The sequence below is a fragment of the Streptomyces sp. NPDC050509 genome (genome assembly GCF_044457965.1).
GTDB lineage: Bacteria > Actinomycetota > Actinomycetes > Streptomycetales > Streptomycetaceae > Streptomyces.
Map to the genome: position 1 here is coordinate 201,213 of NZ_JBITHL010000002.1, position 15,333 is coordinate 216,545.

The 15,333-nt window shown below is 71.6% G+C and carries 8 protein-coding genes; 2 read left to right on the forward strand and 6 right to left on the reverse strand.

The features are described 5' to 3' along the window. Positions 1-12 precede the first annotated feature (12 nt). The 6 genes from ACIBJC_RS06170 to ACIBJC_RS06195 form a co-directional block, all read right to left on the reverse strand. Positions 13-1,857, reverse strand: a complete 1,845-nt coding sequence (locus ACIBJC_RS06170) for an ATP-binding cassette domain-containing protein (RefSeq protein ID WP_399288625.1) — start codon at positions 1,855-1,857, stop codon at positions 13-15. Further along, a complete protein-coding gene (locus ACIBJC_RS06175; protein WP_399288628.1) occupies positions 1,854-3,650 on the reverse strand; it encodes an ABC transporter ATP-binding protein in 1,797 nt (598 codons plus the stop codon). Before ACIBJC_RS06175 ends, ACIBJC_RS06170 begins: the two co-directional genes overlap by 4 nt. A 144-nt stretch (positions 3,651-3,794) precedes the next feature. Beyond that, positions 3,795-3,923: a SapB/AmfS family lanthipeptide gene (locus ACIBJC_RS06180; RefSeq protein WP_329825788.1), complete on the reverse strand. Its 129-nt coding sequence runs from the start codon at positions 3,921-3,923 to the stop codon at positions 3,795-3,797. A 15-nt stretch (positions 3,924-3,938) separates the two neighbouring features. Continuing rightward, on the reverse strand, positions 3,939-6,647 hold the full coding sequence (gene lanKC, locus ACIBJC_RS06185; RefSeq protein WP_399288630.1) for a class III lanthionine synthetase LanKC: 2,709 nt from the start codon (positions 6,645-6,647) through the stop codon (positions 3,939-3,941). Positions 6,648-6,881: 234 nt separating this feature from the next. Next, positions 6,882-8,618, reverse strand: coding sequence for a glycoside hydrolase family 6 protein (locus tag ACIBJC_RS06190; RefSeq protein WP_399288632.1), 1,737 nt, complete (start codon positions 8,616-8,618; stop codon positions 6,882-6,884). Continuing rightward, positions 8,615-10,108 carry a cellulose binding domain-containing protein gene (locus ACIBJC_RS06195; protein ID WP_399288635.1) on the reverse strand — a complete coding sequence of 498 codons (1,494 nt, stop codon included), beginning with the start codon at positions 10,106-10,108 and terminating at the stop codon, positions 8,615-8,617. The genes ACIBJC_RS06190 and ACIBJC_RS06195 overlap by 4 nt, the downstream gene beginning before the upstream one ends. A 347-nt stretch (positions 10,109-10,455) precedes the next feature. Here ACIBJC_RS06195 and ACIBJC_RS06200 point away from each other — a divergent pair, with 347 nt between their 5' ends. Beyond that, positions 10,456-13,335 (forward strand): glycoside hydrolase family 48 protein, encoded by a 2,880-nt coding sequence (locus ACIBJC_RS06200; protein WP_399288639.1) that lies wholly within the window; start codon positions 10,456-10,458, stop codon positions 13,333-13,335. A 434-nt stretch (positions 13,336-13,769) separates the two neighbouring features. Further along, positions 13,770-15,326 (forward strand): M4 family metallopeptidase, encoded by a 1,557-nt coding sequence (locus ACIBJC_RS06205; RefSeq protein ID WP_399289788.1) that lies wholly within the window; start codon positions 13,770-13,772, stop codon positions 15,324-15,326. Positions 15,327-15,333: the final 7 nt, after the last annotated feature.

Genomic DNA, 15,333 nt, shown 5'->3' on the forward strand with positions numbered 1-15,333 from the left:
AGAGGCCCCGGCTCAGCCGGCCTGCCAGTGGCCGGTGAGATCGCGGTAGAGGGCCGATCCGGACAGCAGCTCGCCATGGGTCCCGCACTCCGGCCTGGTGCCGTCCAGGACGAGGACCCGCCCGGCGCGCCGAGCCGAGGACAACCGGTGCGCGACGACGACGAGCGCGCCGGGACGCTCCGCCAGCGCCTCCTCGGCCCGCGCCTCGGCGACCGGGTCCAGATGGCAGGTGGCCTCGTCCAGCACCATCAGGGCGGCGGGGGAGACATAGGCCCGGCACAGGGCCAGCATCTGGCGCTCCCCCTGGGAGAGCGTGCCCGGCTCCACCGCCCCGTCCAGCCCGCCGAGCCGGCCCACCAACTCGTTCGCGTGCAGCGCCTCCACCGCGCGCACCAGCTCACGCGTCGAGGCGTGCGGACGGAGCTGGCACAGGTTCTCCCGTACGGTTCCGGTGAACACGTACGCCTGCTGCGGGATCAGCACGCGCAGCCCCGCCAGATCGCGCGCGGTCCGGCCCGCCACGGGCTGCCCGGAGAGCAGGACGGCCCCCTCGTCGGGGGCGAGCAGCCCCGCGAGCACACTCGTCAGGGTCGACTTGCCGATACCGCTCGGCCCCACCACCGCGAGGTGCTCGCCCTCCGCGACGGTCAGATCGAGCCGGTCCAGCACCGGCGGCGCGCCAGGTCCGTACGCCAGGGTCACGGACCGCAGCTCCGCCGCGGGAGGCGGGCGACGGGCCCCGGGTACGGGGCGCGCGCAAGGTACGGACCGCGCCCCGGGCACGGACCGCGCCCCGGGTACGGTTTCCGGCTCCCCGGCCTCGGACCCCGCCGCTCCGCCCGCTCCGTCGTCGAATCGCTCCAGCACCACCAGCAGCCGGGTACCCGCCGCGCCGAGCGCCGTCATCAGGGTGTGCAGGGCGGGCAGCAACGACTGGACGAGATACGTCAGCGCCCCCATCAGGGCCCCCGCAGTCACCCCCTGGCGCAGCAGCCAGGGCGTGGCGGCCAGCAGCAGGATCACCGGCAGTTGGCCCGCGACCCCCAGCGCCAGGGTACGGACGGCCGCCCACCGTGCCAGCACGCGCGACGCCCGCGCGCCCGCGTCGATCAGCCGCGCCGCGGAGTCCGCCACCTCCGCCTGCGTCCCGCACGCGACGATGTCGCGCAGCCCCGCGCCGATCGTGCCCGCCCGGTCGGCGACGGCCTCGTCGAGGTCGAGGAACGCGCGCTGGGCGGCGGCCATCGGCGGCAGGGTGGCGAGGAACAGGGCGAGTCCCAGCACCAGCGGCGGCGCCACGATCAGCAGGAACTGCGGGGCGAGGGCCAGCAGCCCGGCCAGCGCGCCCACCGCGGTGAAGACGAAGGACCGCGCGGTGAGCACCAGTCCGGCGAAGCTGTCCCGGACGATCTCGCTCTGGTGGGTGAGCCGGGAGACCGCCGTGCCGTCCGCGCGGGCCGGATCGGCCACCGCCGCCTCCAGCGAACGGGTCACCGCCCGGCGCACCAGCCCGTCCCGCAAGGGCTCGACCAGCGCGGCGAGTTGGGCGAACACACCGCGCACGAGCGGCCCCCCGGCAAGGATCGCGACCGCCGCCACGGCCAGCCAGCCGAGACCGGTCCCGGTACGGCCCGCGAGGAACCCCTGGTCGAGCGCGCGCGCCAGACAGTAGCCGCCGAGGAAGGTCTGCGCGGACTCCAGCAGGGACCATCCGGCGAGCTTGACCAGGACCCCCTTCCTGCGCAGCAGAAAACGGCGGCCCGGCGGAAGGATCCGGCGCAGCGTGCCCCGGCCCTCCCGCGCGGGCCGCCCCGCCGTCTTCCGGCCCGCCCCCTCCCGTACCTCCGTGGCCGTCACGCGGGACCCTCCGCCCCGGTCTCCTCGGGCCTCCCGCCCGCCGGTACGGAGTCCGCGTTCCCGCCGGGCGGCGCGAAGACGGCGCGGTACTCCGGGGACCGCCACAGCTCCGCGTGCGGTGCCACCGCCCGTACCCGTCCCTCCTCCAGCCAGACCACCACGTCGGCGCGCACGGCCGAGGAGAGCCGGTGGGCGATGATCAGCTTGGTGGACGCCCGGACGTCCCGGGCGAGGGCGCGCTCCACCTGACGCTCGGTCACGGTGTCCAGGCTGGACGTCGCGTCGTCCAGGATCAGCAGCCGCCCCGCGTGCGCGAAGGCGCGGGCCAGCCCCAGCCGCTGGAGTTCACCCCCGGACAGCGGCGCCCCGGTCCGCGGGGTGTCGTACCCGTGCGGCAGCAGCCGTACGAAGGCGTCCGCGCCCGCCGCCCCGGCCGCCGCCCTGGTCCGGTCCGCCGGGGCGCGCTCGGCGCCCCAGGCCAGCGCCTCGCCGATCGTGTCGCCGAAGAGGACGGGCCGCTCGAAGGCGTAGCCGACCTCGCGGCGCAACTCCGTACGGCCGAGGGTCTCCAGCCGCACCCCGTCCAGCAGTACGTGGCCCGCGTCCGGGTCGGTGAGCCGTCCGGCGACGGCGGCCAGCGTCGACTTGCCCGCCCCGGAACGCCCCACCACGGCGGCCGTGACCCCGCCGGGGATCTCCAGGTCCACGTCGTGGAGCAGCCGCCGGCCGTCCCGTACGATCCGGACGCCCCGCAGGGTGAGCGTGCCGGCCCCGCCGGCCGGCAGCGAACCCCTGCCGTGTGCCAGGGCGGGCAGCGCCACGAGTTCGGCGGTCCTGCTGGCCGCGGCCCCGCTGCGGATCAGCGCGCCCAGCAGCCCGGTGCCCGCGCCCACCCCGGCGGCCAGGGCGGCGTACCGGGAGACGGCGAGGAGTTCGCCGACGCTGATCGCGCCCGAGGCGAGCCGGACGCCGCCGACCGCCAGGACCCCGGTCGTCAGCAGGGGCATCAGCACACCGCTGCGGGCGACGGCCCGGCCGTGCACGCGCCACATCCGCCGCCCCTGGACGCCCAGTTCGGGCAGTGGCGCCAGGACGCGGTCGCGCTCGCGGTCGGCCGTACCGGCGGCGGCGATGGTCCGCGCCCCGCCGAGCGCCTCGACGAGCCGGGAGGCGATGTCCGACTGGACCCGCTGGTAGCGCGCCACGCTGTCGGACGAGCCGCGGGCGAAGGCGCGCACCACCAGCACCAGCAGCGGCAGCCCGGTGAGGAAGGCCAGGGCGGTCCACCCGTCGATGAGGAACAGCGCGACGAGCGCTCCGGCCGGGGCGAGGAGCGACGCCGCGAGGGCCGCCGCGCTCACCGGGGCCGTACCGGCCTCCGTCGCGTTCGCGGACAGCCTGGTCGCCACATCACCGGGCGCGAGCTTCCCACCGCGCTCCGGCGACGAGGCGAGCAGCCCCGTCAGGGCGCGCATCCGCAGCCAGGCGGTGGAGCGGGCGCTCGTGACGCCGCCGATCAGTGCGACGAGGGCGTCGAGGAGGACCTCCGCCGTGACCACCGCGGCACACAGGACGAGCCAGGCATCGGCTCCGTACCCGGCACCGGGGGAGCGGGACAGCAGCAGGTCGAGGGTCCGGCCGACCACGGCGGGCGCCGCGAGGGCGGCGCCGGCGGACGCGGCCGAGCAGACCAGGACGGCGGCGGTGCGGCCCGCGCTGTGCCGGGCGGCGCCGCGCAGCAGAGCGGGTCCGGTCGCCGCCGCTTCGCGGACTCCGCGACGGGGGAACACCATCGGGAAGGCGTCCTCCTCACCACCGGGAGCCCGGCGAGATCCATGGGACGGGGCCCGGGCGGTGGACCGCCCGGGCCCCGGGTGTCTCCCGGCCGCGGCTCTCACGAACCGCGGCCGGGAGGCGGACATCCGTGGGGCGGGATGTCAGTTACAGGTGGTGACGCTCAGGCTGCTGTCACCACAGAGCAGCAGGCTGGCGCGGCTTCCCGTGGCCACGTCGCCGGTCGCCTCTTCCTTGGGGGTCTCCAGCGACTGCAGGTCGAGAAGGTTCATCGTCGTTCCTCTCATTCATGGGGACGGTGTGCTGGTCACGGCTCCAGGACGGAGCCGGCTCGTGGGCCGCGTGGGCGGCGGGAGGAACGGCAGGTGGGCCGCTCCGTCATACGGGGGCGAGGCGGCGGCCAGCGCCAGGAGACAGCCGGCGGTGCCGGTCGCCAGGTCCATGGACAGCCGCATCATCTGCTCGCCGGGAAAGGCCAGTTGACCCTGGTACGTCAGGGCGTGCCAGGCCAGGGCGTCGATCTGGCGCCGTACGTCGGCCGCCTCGGTCCCCGGCCCGCCCGCCGTGGTGCGGCTGAGGTGGAGGACCATGCCGGCGGCGCCCCGGAAGAGTCCGGGCTGCGCGTAGAACGTGGCCTGCGCCGCCCGGACGATCTCGCCGCGCGCCCGCTCGAACGCGTCGTCGGGCCGGTGGGCGAGATAGTCGTCGAGCACCATCCCGATCCCCACACTGCCCGCGCCGAGGTACGGCATGGTGCGCCAGCCCTCGTCGACCTGGAGCGTGCCGCCCGCGCCGTGCGTGCAGCGGGCGAGATCACGGCGCAGCGCGTCGGCCGCGAGATCGAGCAGCGCCGTGTCACCGGTGCGCTCGTAGAGCCGTACGAAGAGCAGGGCGGCGCCGGACGCCCCGTACAGCAGCCCGGCGCGGGAGAGCCCGCCCGACACCGTGCGGGCCGCCGACTCCGCGCAGCGCAGGGCCGCTTCGCGCAGCCTCGGCTCCCCGGACGAGGCGGCCAGGGAGTCGAGGGCGAGGCCGAGCCCGGCCGCGCCGCTGTGCAGATCGGCGGGGATCTCGTCCCACGGCTGGTCCAGCGTCAGCTCGGCCAGTTCCATGGCCCGCTCACGGTGGCCGAGCCGCTCCAGCGTCCAGGCGAGCCCGGCCAGCCCGTCGTAGAAGCCGGGCGGGGTGCCCGATGCGGGCTCCTTCGCCCGCAACAGCAGCCACTCCTCGGCGACTTCGCACCGCCCGGCCCCGGCGGCGTCCAGCGCGTACAGTACCCCGGCCGTGCCGTAGCCGAACGACAGACCGCCGCCCGCGACGGTGAACTGGGCGATGTCACCCGGGAAGCAGCGGTCCTCGCGGTCCGGGGTCGCCGAGGCGAGGACGGCCCGCGCCAGGGAGTCCCGACTGCGCGGCCAGTCGCCCGGCTCCACCGGGAGATACGGTTCCACGGCACGGTACGGCTCCACCGGGAGATACGGTTCCACGGCACGGTACGGCTCCACCGGGAGATACGGATCGGGGGCGGACCGAGGCCCCCTCGCCCCCGGTCCTTCGCCGGGCGCCGCCGGGTCACGGAGGATCTCCGCCACGGCCTCGTCGAGGAACGCGCGCTCCACCGGGAACTGCCGCGCCACCACGTCCGCGAGGTGCCGGGCCTTCGCGCGGTCCACGGCGAGAAGACTGGTCAGCGGGATGAAGAGGGCGAGGCGCAGACAGGCGAGGGCGTACCGGTCGACATCGAAGCCGCGCCGGTCGGCGGGGGCCACGAAACCGGGGTTGGCCACGGTCTGGCGCCCGTTGTCGTCGATGTGCGCGGCGGCCTCGAAGTCCAGCAGCACCACCGAGGTCTCGTCCTCCGAGAGCATGATGTTGAACAGATGCAGATCGTTGAAGACGATGCCGCGTCCGTGCACCGCGGCGACGGCCTTCTCGACCAGACCGTGGATCCGCAGCGCCCACGCGGTGTACTCGGCGAGCCGCGCCGCTCCGGGCTCCGCGTCGATCAGCGGGTGCCTGCGGGCGAAGAAGGTGTTGAGGGGCTTGCCCTCGATGTGTTCGAGGACCAGGAAGCGGTGGTCGCCGAGGACGAAGCTGTCGCGTACCTCCGGGGTGCAGCCCAGCCCCGACAGCGCTTCCAGGGCGTCCTGTTCACGCTTCAGACGGGTCACGGCGTCGGCTCCGTCGGCGGCCAGACCGGCATGCGGTCTCGCCTCCTTCAGCACCACCTGCTCGCCGGTGACGCTGTGCCGCCCGACATAGACGCCGCCACCGTTGGAGAAGTGCAGCGCCCGCTCGATCCGGTACGGCAGCTCCGCGACGGTCGTCGCGTCCCGCGCGTCGAGATGGGGCCGGAGGAACGCGGGCGGTGTGATCCACGGGGGGATCTGGAAGACGGGGCCGCGCAGGTCGGGGACGAGTCTGCCCGTGTCGTCCTCGACGGCCGGGCGCAGCTCCCCCTCCGCGTCGTAGCAGTGCCGCTGGGTGAAGCTGCCGTACCGCAGGTGAACGGGGCCCGCGCCCCAGCGGAGATCGCTGAGGATGTACGGCCCCGGCTCGCCCGTCAGCAGCGCGTCGAGGTCCTCGGCGATGGTGCGGCAGTGTGTGTCGTCGGCCGGGTAGACGGTGAGGAACTTGCCGCTGGCGGAGCGGTCCGCGTACTTGGCGTTGCGGGTGTGGAGCAGATAGCGGCTCGGTACGAACTTGAAGGCGACGCGCCGTGCGACGCAGTGGTCCATGACCCGGTCGAGCACGGACTCGGCGTTGCCGAGACAGGCCGACACATGGATCTTCCAGCCCTGCGAGGGCAGTTGGACGTCGAGGGGGCGTAACGCGAGCCAGTCCCCGGTGCGATGGCGCTGCCATCCCGGCGGGACGGGCCGGCGGGCGGCCTCGTACAGTGCCTCGCGGTCCGTGGAGCCGGTGGTGGACAGCCGGTGCGGTGCGTCGTAGAACTGCCGGTCCGCATCGCAGAATACGGCGTATCCCTTGTTCACACGGACTCCCTCGGGCTCCCTCGGACGGCGACAGAGCCCACCGTGTCACGGGCGCCGAAACCCGAAACAGTCGCCGATGTCACCTTCCGGGTGTGGAGTCTGCATGGGTTACCGGTGGGAAAGCAGGGGACCGGCGGACCCCTGTCGGGGTCCGCCGGTCCTGTTCCGCGTACCTCGGACGCGGGTGTGGTGCGCTGTGGTGCGAGGGTGTGGTGCGAGGGTGCCGTGCGGGTGTTACAGCGCCGGGTAGGCGTTCTTCAGCAGCTCCTGGAACTGCGCGGAGAACCAGTCACCCGAGAGCGGCGCGTTGGCCAGGGCGCCCGACATGTGGTTGTTGTTGCGCGGGTTGCCCGTGTACGCGGGGTCGCACATCTGGTCGAAGCCCTTGCCCTGGTCGTTCGGGATGACCTTGCTCGCACCGTCGGACTCGCCCGGGGGCTTCATCCAGACGTACGCGTCGATCCCGGCGGCGGGGGCGGCCTTCGGCCGTTCACCGAGCCCGGCTCCTGACTGGTTGCACCAGTTGCCCAGGTGGATCCTGCGGTCGTAACGCCCGCCGTCCACATAGGTGTCCACGCTGGTCTGCGCACCGGGGCCGGCGGGCCTGGCGCTGCCGCCCCAGCCGTTGCGCGAGGTGTCGATCAGCATGCCGACTCCCGACGGGAAGCCGACACCGACCAGCTCCTGGCGGAACGCCTGGGCGAACGACTGCTCGTCGACGTAGCGGTTCCAGTCCACCCACTTCGACTCACGGACCGACTTGCCGGCCACGCTGTCGTTGATGGTGTAGTTGTTCTCCTTCGTCGCACCGTAGTTGGCGGTGTTGACGATGAAGCCCGCGACCTTGTCGACCGTGCTGCCCTCGGCGGTCGCGGCCTGCTTGAAGATCTGCGCCGAGGCGTTGAAGTTGTCGTCCCAGCCGATCCAGCCGTGGTGTCCCGCGTCCACGTAGTTGTAGACGTTGCCGACGGCGCCCAGCTTGTTCAGGGCGTAGCCGACTCCCTTGATGTAGTTGCCGTTCGCCTTCATCACGTCGCACTGCGGGGTGGCGGTCGGCCGCGGCGAGACATTGGTGACGAGGTTGGGCAGGGAGTCGATCTCGACGGTCGTCACGATCCGCAGGTTCGCGTACTTGGTGTCCCCGAGGATCGCGGCGATCGGGTCGATGTACTCCTTCTGGTAGCGGGTGATCTCCGTCGGGCCGAGCTCCCCGTTGGAGGCGAGCGCGGCGCAGTCACGACCGGGCAGGTTGTAGATCACGAGCTGGACGACGAACGCCTTGCCCGCCGCCTGCGTCAGGGCCGCGTCGAGATGGGCGCGCAGCCCCATCCCGCCGTTCACCCCGTTGATGGCCGCGATCCGGTCCAGCCAGACCCCGGTCGGCTGGTTGGAGACCTTGGTGCCGCCCGGCTCGGCGGCGGCCTTCCGTGACCACTCCGGGTTCACGTACACCCCGGCGCCCGCGTACGGGTTGTCGACCCTGGCGCTCGGTCCCGGGGGCGGGGTGGTCGGCGGATCCGTGGGGGTGCCGCCGCCCGGCACGTTGCAGGTGACGCCGTTGAGCTTGAACGCGGTGGGGACCGCGTTCGTGCCGGTGACGTCGGCGTTGAAGCCGAAGGAGGTCGAGGCGCCGGAGGCCAGTGTGCCGTTCCAGGCGGTGTTGGTGGCCGAGACCGCCGTACCGCTCTGGGTGATGGTGGAGCTCCAGCCCTGGGTCACCTTCTGGTTGCCCGCGAAGGTCCACTCCAGCTTCCAGGAGCTGACCGAGTCACCGGTGTTGGTCACGGCGACGGCTCCGGAGAAGCCACCGCTCCAGGAGCTCTGGATCTTGTAGTCGACCGTGCAGCCGGCCGCCGCAGCGGAGGCGGGCCCTTCCAGCACGGTCGCCGTGCCGGCCGCGGCGGCGACGAGCGCCAGCGCGGCGAGCACCGCCGTCCGTGCTCGGCGCGGAGGGGTGAGGGTGCGGCTCATGAGAGTCCCTTCAGATGGTCACGGAGTCCTACGCCGAAGGAGGTCGGCGTGCCGTTGTAGTCGCTGATCAGAGAGGGGCCTGAGGAACAGTCCCAGGTGTTCCAGGTCCAGCCGAGGTAGGAAGCGCCCCGGCCGTCCAGCCAGGCCATGACCCGGTCGATGTACCCGTGCGAGCAGGTGTTCTCGCCGATCTCGCCCGCCACGAGCGGCACTTGGGCGATCACCGGAGCGAGCTGCTCGTTCCAGCAGCTCTCGTTGGAACAGGTGTTGAAGTTGTACGTGTGCCAGGCGGCGGCCGTGTTGCCCGCCGGATCGGTGGGCCGGTACTTCAGCCACTGACGCATGTCGTTCGAGTAGGCGAGGCCGGCGATCAGCACCAGGTTCTGGGCGCCGGTCGCCCGTACCGCGTTGACCAGGGACTGCATCCCCGCGACCTGGAAGTCGATGCCGGGGCAGCTCCCGCCGTCGCGCCAGCAGGTCCACGCGGCGTCCAGGTTGCTGGTGGCGCGGTCCGGGAAGGGCTCGTTGAAGAGGTCGAAGACCACCGCCCGGTCGTCTCTGAAGGTCTGGGCGACCGAGGACCAGAACGCCGGTGTGTACTGCGCGTTCGGCATCGGCTTCTGGCAGGTCGCGTACTCGGTGTCCGGGCAGTGGCTGTCACCGCCGGTGTACTTCCCGTGGGACCAGTGCAGTTCGACGACCGGCGTGATGCCGTGCGCCTCCAGCCTGGCCACGTACGCCTTGACCGCCGCGATGTAGTTCGCGCCGGAGTAGGCCGCGTTCACATGCGGGAGCCCGAGCCAGCACTCCTCGTTGAGGGGGACGCGTACGGTGTTGACCTTCCAGTCCGCGATGGCCTGGACGGACGCGTCGTCCATCGGTCCGTCGAAGAAGCCGTAGCCCTGGATGCACGCGAACTCACCGCCGGAGCGGTTGACACCGAGCATGCGGCGGGTGGCGCCGTTCTGGTCGACCAGCTTGTTCCCCGAGACGCGGAGCTGGGGCGGTGCGCCGCCCGGAGCGGGCGGGTCGGTCGGTGGATCGGTCGGCGGGTCCGTCGGGTCGCCGGGGCCGGTGTTCCCCTCGCACGCCACGCCGTTGACCTTGAAGGCGGTGGGCGCGGGGTTGGACCCCGACCAGGAGGCGGTGAATCCGGCGCTGACCGAGCCGCCGGTGGGGATCTTGCCGTTCCAGCTCTCGTTGACCGCGGTCACGGTCCTGCCCGACTGCGACCACTTCCCGCTCCAGCCCTGGGTCACCTTCTGCGTACCCGGGAAGTCGAAGGTGAGGGACCAGTTCTCGACCGGGGACCCGTGGTTGGTCAGCGTGACGCCGCCCTGGAAGCCGGCGTCCCACTGACCGGTGGTGCGGTACTCGACGGTGCAGCCGGCCGCGGTTCCCGACGCGGCCGCCTGCGTGGCGAAGGCTGATCCCGCGACGACCAGGGCCGTCGCGGCCAGTAATGCACGGAAGCGCGGTGGTGCTCGCATGGAGCGACTCCTCGATGGCCCATACGCCGCCTGACACGGCGTATGACTGATGGAAGCGCTCCCACTGGTTGTGTTCGACGGTAGCGCCGAAGTGGCGTGAGTCAACAGTCCAGTTGAATTCTTTTATCTGCCAACTCGCCTGGACGTGCGTCTTGTTCAAAGTCTTGACAGGTCCACAGTCCCGCTCGACGCTTGGGAGCGCTCCCACTGGTTCGTATCCCCGCCCCCCACCCGCACCGGACCGCGAGGAGGACCCCTCCATGCTCGGCATGTTCGGCTCACGAGGCTCCCCACCAGGCGCGTCATCCCCGCCCAGAAGGGTCCGCAGGCCGCGCGGCACCCGCCGGATGCTCATCGCCCTCGCGGCCGCCCTCTCCCTGCCGCTCGGTCTGACCGCGGTCAACAGCACTCCCGCGCACGCCGCCGCGGTCCAGTGCGGTGTCGACTACAAGGCGAACGACTGGGGATCCGGCTTCACCGCCGATCTGACGATCACCAACCGGGGCACGGAGGCCATCTCCGGCTGGACCCTCTCCTACGGGTACGCCGGCAACCAGACGCTCACCAGCGGCTGGAACGGCACCTGGGCGCAGTCCGGCAAGAACGTCACCGTCAAGAACGCGGCGCACAACGGGTCCATCGCGCCCGGCGCCTCGGCCACCGCCGGCGCCAACTTCACCTACAGCGGCGCCAACGCCGCGCCCACCGTCTTCGCCGTCAACGGCGTGACCTGCACGGGCGCCCACCAGCCGCCCATCGCCGTCCTCACCAGCCCGGCCCCCGGCGCGCTCTTCACCGCGGGCGGCAACATCCCGATGGCCGCCACCGCGGCGGCGGCCGACGGAGCGGGCATCACCAAGGTCGAGTTCTACAGCGACACCACGCTGCTGGGCACCGACACCACCTCGCCGTACACCTTCAACTACACGAACGTCCCGGCGGGGGATCTCTCGCTCTACGCCAAGGCGTACGACGGCCAGGGCGCCGCCGCCGAGTCCACCCCCGTAGGGGTACGGGTCACCTCGGGTCCCTCGATCGTCGCGACGCCCGGCCAGCTCGGCGTGCAGCAGGGCAAGACCGGCACCTTCGCGGTCAAGCTCTCCACCCAGCCGAGCGCGAACGTCAGCGTCGCCGTGGCCCGCACCGCGGGCAACACCGGGCTGACCGTCGCCTCCGGCGCCGCCCTCACCTTCACCCCGGCCAACTGGTCCACCGCCCAGCAGGTGACCGTCACCGCCGCGGCCACCGGCACCGGCGCGGCCACCTTCACCGCGAGCGCCACCGGACAGGCCAAGGCGGAGGTGACCGTCACCCAGCTCGCGGCGTCGACCACGTACGACGCCCGGTTCCTGGAGCTGTACGGCAAGATCACCGACCCGGCCGCCGGATACTTCTCGCCCGAGGGCATCCCGTACCACTCGGTCGAGACCCTGATCGTCGAGGCGCCCGACCAGGGTCACGAGACGACCTCGGAGGCGTACAGCTATCTGATCTGGCTCCAGGCGATGTACGGCAAGGTCACCGGCGACTGGACCAAGTTCAACGGCGCGTGGGACATCATGGAGAAGTACATGATCCCCACCCATGCCGACCAGTCGACCAACAGCTTCTACAACGCGTCGAAGCCCGCCACCTACGCGCCCGAGCAGGATCTGCCCTCGCAGTACCCCTCACAGCTCAACAGCAACATCCCGGTGGGCAACGACCCCATCGCGGGTGAGCTGAAGAGCGCGTACGGCACCGACGACATCTACGGCATGCACTGGATCCAGGACGTCGACAACGTCTACGGATTCGGCAACGCGCCCGGCAAGTGCGAGGCGGGCCCCGCCGATCAGGGCCCCTCCTACATCAACACCTTCCAGCGCGGACCGCAGGAGTCCGTCTGGGAGACCGTCACCCAGCCCACCTGCGACTCCTTCAAGTACGGCGGCACCAACGGCTATCTGGACCTCTTCACCAAGGACGCCTCGTACGCCAAGCAGTGGAAGTTCACCAACGCCCCCGACGCCGACGCCCGGGTGGTCCAGGCCGCCTACTGGGCCTCGGAATGGGCCAAGGAGCAGGGCAAGGGCAGCGCGGTCTCGGCCAATGTCGCCAAGGCGGCGAAGATGGGTGACTACCTCCGCTACGCCATGTACGACAAGTACTTCAAGAAGGTCGGTGACTGCGCGGGCGAGACCGCCTGCCCCGCGGGCAGCGGCAAGAACAGCTCGCACTACCTGCTCTCCTGGTACTACGCCTGGGGCGGCGCCACCGACGCCTCGGCCGGCTGGGCCTGGCGCATCGGCTCCAGTTTCAGCCACAGCGGCTACCAGAACCCGATGGCGGCCTGGGCGCTCAGCTCGTACGCCGACCTCAAGCCGAAGTCGGCCACCGGCCAGCAGGACTGGTCCACCAGTCTCAAGCGCCAGGTGGAGTTCTACCGCTGGCTCCAGTCCTCCGAGGGCGGGATCGCGGGCGGCGCCACCAACAGTTGGCAGGGCCGGTACGCGACGCCCCCGGCCGGGACCCCGACGTTCTACGGCATGTACTACGACGAGGCCCCCGTCTACCACGACCCGCCGTCCAACCAGTGGTTCGGCTTCCAGGCGTGGTCGATGGAGCGCGTCGCCGAGTACTACAACCGTACGGGTGACGCCGCGGCCAAGGCCGTCCTGGACAAGTGGGTCACCTGGGCCCTGTCCAAGACCACCGTCAACCCGGACGGTACGTACCTGATCCCGTCGACCCTCCAGTGGTCCGGCAAGCCCGACACCTGGAACGCCACCACCCCCGGCGCCAACACCGGACTGCACGTCACCGTCGCGGACTACACCAACGACGTGGGCGTGGCCGCCGCGTACGCCAAGACCCTCTCGTACTACGCGGCGAAGTCCGGCCACGCGGCGGCGAAGACCACCGCCAAGGCGCTGCTGGACGGCATGTGGGACCACCACCAGGACACCCTGGGCATCGCGGTCCCCGAGACCCGCGTGGACTACAGCCGGTTCGACGACCCGGTCTACGTCCCGAGCGGCTGGACCGGCACCATGCCCAACGGCGACCGGATCGACTCGAACTCCACCTTCGCCTCGATCCGGTCCTTCTACGAGAGCGACCCGGCCTGGTCGAAGGTCGAGGCGTATCTCAACGGCGGCGCGGCGCCGACCTTCACGTACCACCGGTTCTGGGCACAGGCGGACATCGCGCTGGCCCTCGGCTCGTACTCCGATCTCTTCGAATAGCGCCACCTCATGACCGCGGAGGGTCCCGGCTGTCGCCCGCCGGGGCTCTCCGCCCCATGCGTAACACCGCGTTCATTTTACGCGGGTCCCAAGTTCCGTTCGCTTAGGACCGTTTGATGCATTTATGGCGTACAGAATTGACAACACATGGTCAAATCCTGGTTTCTGATCTGTCGGAACGCGTCTCCTGAGTGTCACTCTCTGGACGGCTCAGCGCGCGTAGACGGAGATCACGCGGTGAACCGGCTCTGGCACTCGCACACCTCTCAGCACTTCAGGCGGCGGCTTCACCCACGGCCGCCGCTTCCCCACAGGGGACCGCTCACCAGCGGTCCGACACTCTTGGAGACTGAGTGAGACTCGTAGCTTCCACCCCCCGCGCCACCACCCCCCGCAAGGCCCTGCGCGTCGCGGCGCTCGTCGCCTCCGCCGCCATGGTCGTCGTCGGTGTCCAGTCGGGCCCGGCGAGCGCTCAGCCCGACCCCACCCGGGAGAGCGGCGCCACCGCACTGGAACTGACCCCCGGCCAGCGCGTCGAGGCCATCAGGTCCGCCCAGGCGGACACCGCGAGCGAGGCGAGGACCCTGGGCCTCGGCGCCGCCGAGAAGCTGGTCGTCAGGGACGTCGTCAAGGACGCCGACGGCACGGTCCACACCCGGTACGAGCGGACCTACCAGGGCCTGCCCGTACTCGGCGGGGACCTCGTCGTCCACGAGACCCCGGCCGGCGAGCAGGACGTCACCAAGGCGACCGGGGCCCGCATAGCCGTGGCCTCCACCGACGCCGCGGTGGCCGCGTCCTCCGCGAAGTCGAAGGCCCTGAAGGCGGCCTCGGCGGAGAAGACCGCCGACGCGGCGGCCGAGGACGCGCCCCGCAAGGTGATCTGGGCCGCCTCCGGCACGCCGGTGCTCGCCTGGGAGACCGTCGTCAAGGGCGTCCAGCCCGACGGAACGCCGAGCGAGCTGCACGTCGTCACCGACGCGGCCACCGGCGCCGAGCTGTTCCGGAACGAGGCCATCGAGACCGGCACCGGCACCGGCAAGTACAACGGCGCCGTCACGCTCGGCACCACCAAGAGCGGCACCACGTACAACCTCACCGACGGCGGGCGCGGCGGCCACAAGACGTACGACCTGAACCAGGGCACCTCGGGCACCGGCACGCTCTTCACCGACGCCGACGACGTCTGGAGCGGCGGCCGGCAGACCGCGGGCGTCGACGCCCACTACGGCGCCGCGGAGACCTGGGACTTCTACAAGAACGTCGTGGGCCGCAACGGCATCAAGAACAACGGCGTCGCCTCCTACTCCCGCGTCCACTACGGCAACAGCTACGTCAACGCGTTCTGGAGCGACTCCTGCTTCTGCATGACGTACGGGGACGGCTCCGGCAACGCCAACGCGCTCACCTCGCTCGACGTGGCCGCCCACGAGATGACCCACGGCGTCACCGCCGCCACGGCCAACCTGAACTACAGCGGCGAGTCCGGCGGCCTGAACGAGGCCACCTCCGACATCTTCGCCACCGCCGTCGAGTTCTACTCGAACACCGCGAGCGACCCCGGCGACTACCTCATCGGCGAGAAGATCAACATCAACGGCAACGGCACCCCGCTGCGCTACCAGGACAAGCCCAGCAAGGACGGCGCCTCCAAGGACTACTGGTCGTCCACCCTGGGCAACCTCGACGTCCACTACTCGTCCGGCCCCGCCAACCACTTCTTCTACCTGCTGTCCGAGGGCAGCGGCGCGAAGACCATCAACGGCGTGAGCTACAACAGCCCCACCAGCAACGGCGCCACGCTCACCGGCATCGGCCGCGACAAGGCCATCCAGATCTGGTACAAGGCGCTCACCACGTACATGACGTCCACCACCAACTACGCGCGGGCGCGCACCGCGACGCTCAGCGCGGCGGGCGCCCTGTACGGCACGACCAGCACCGAGTACAAGGCGGTGGCGGCAGCCTGGACCGCCATCAACGTCGCCTGACGGCCGC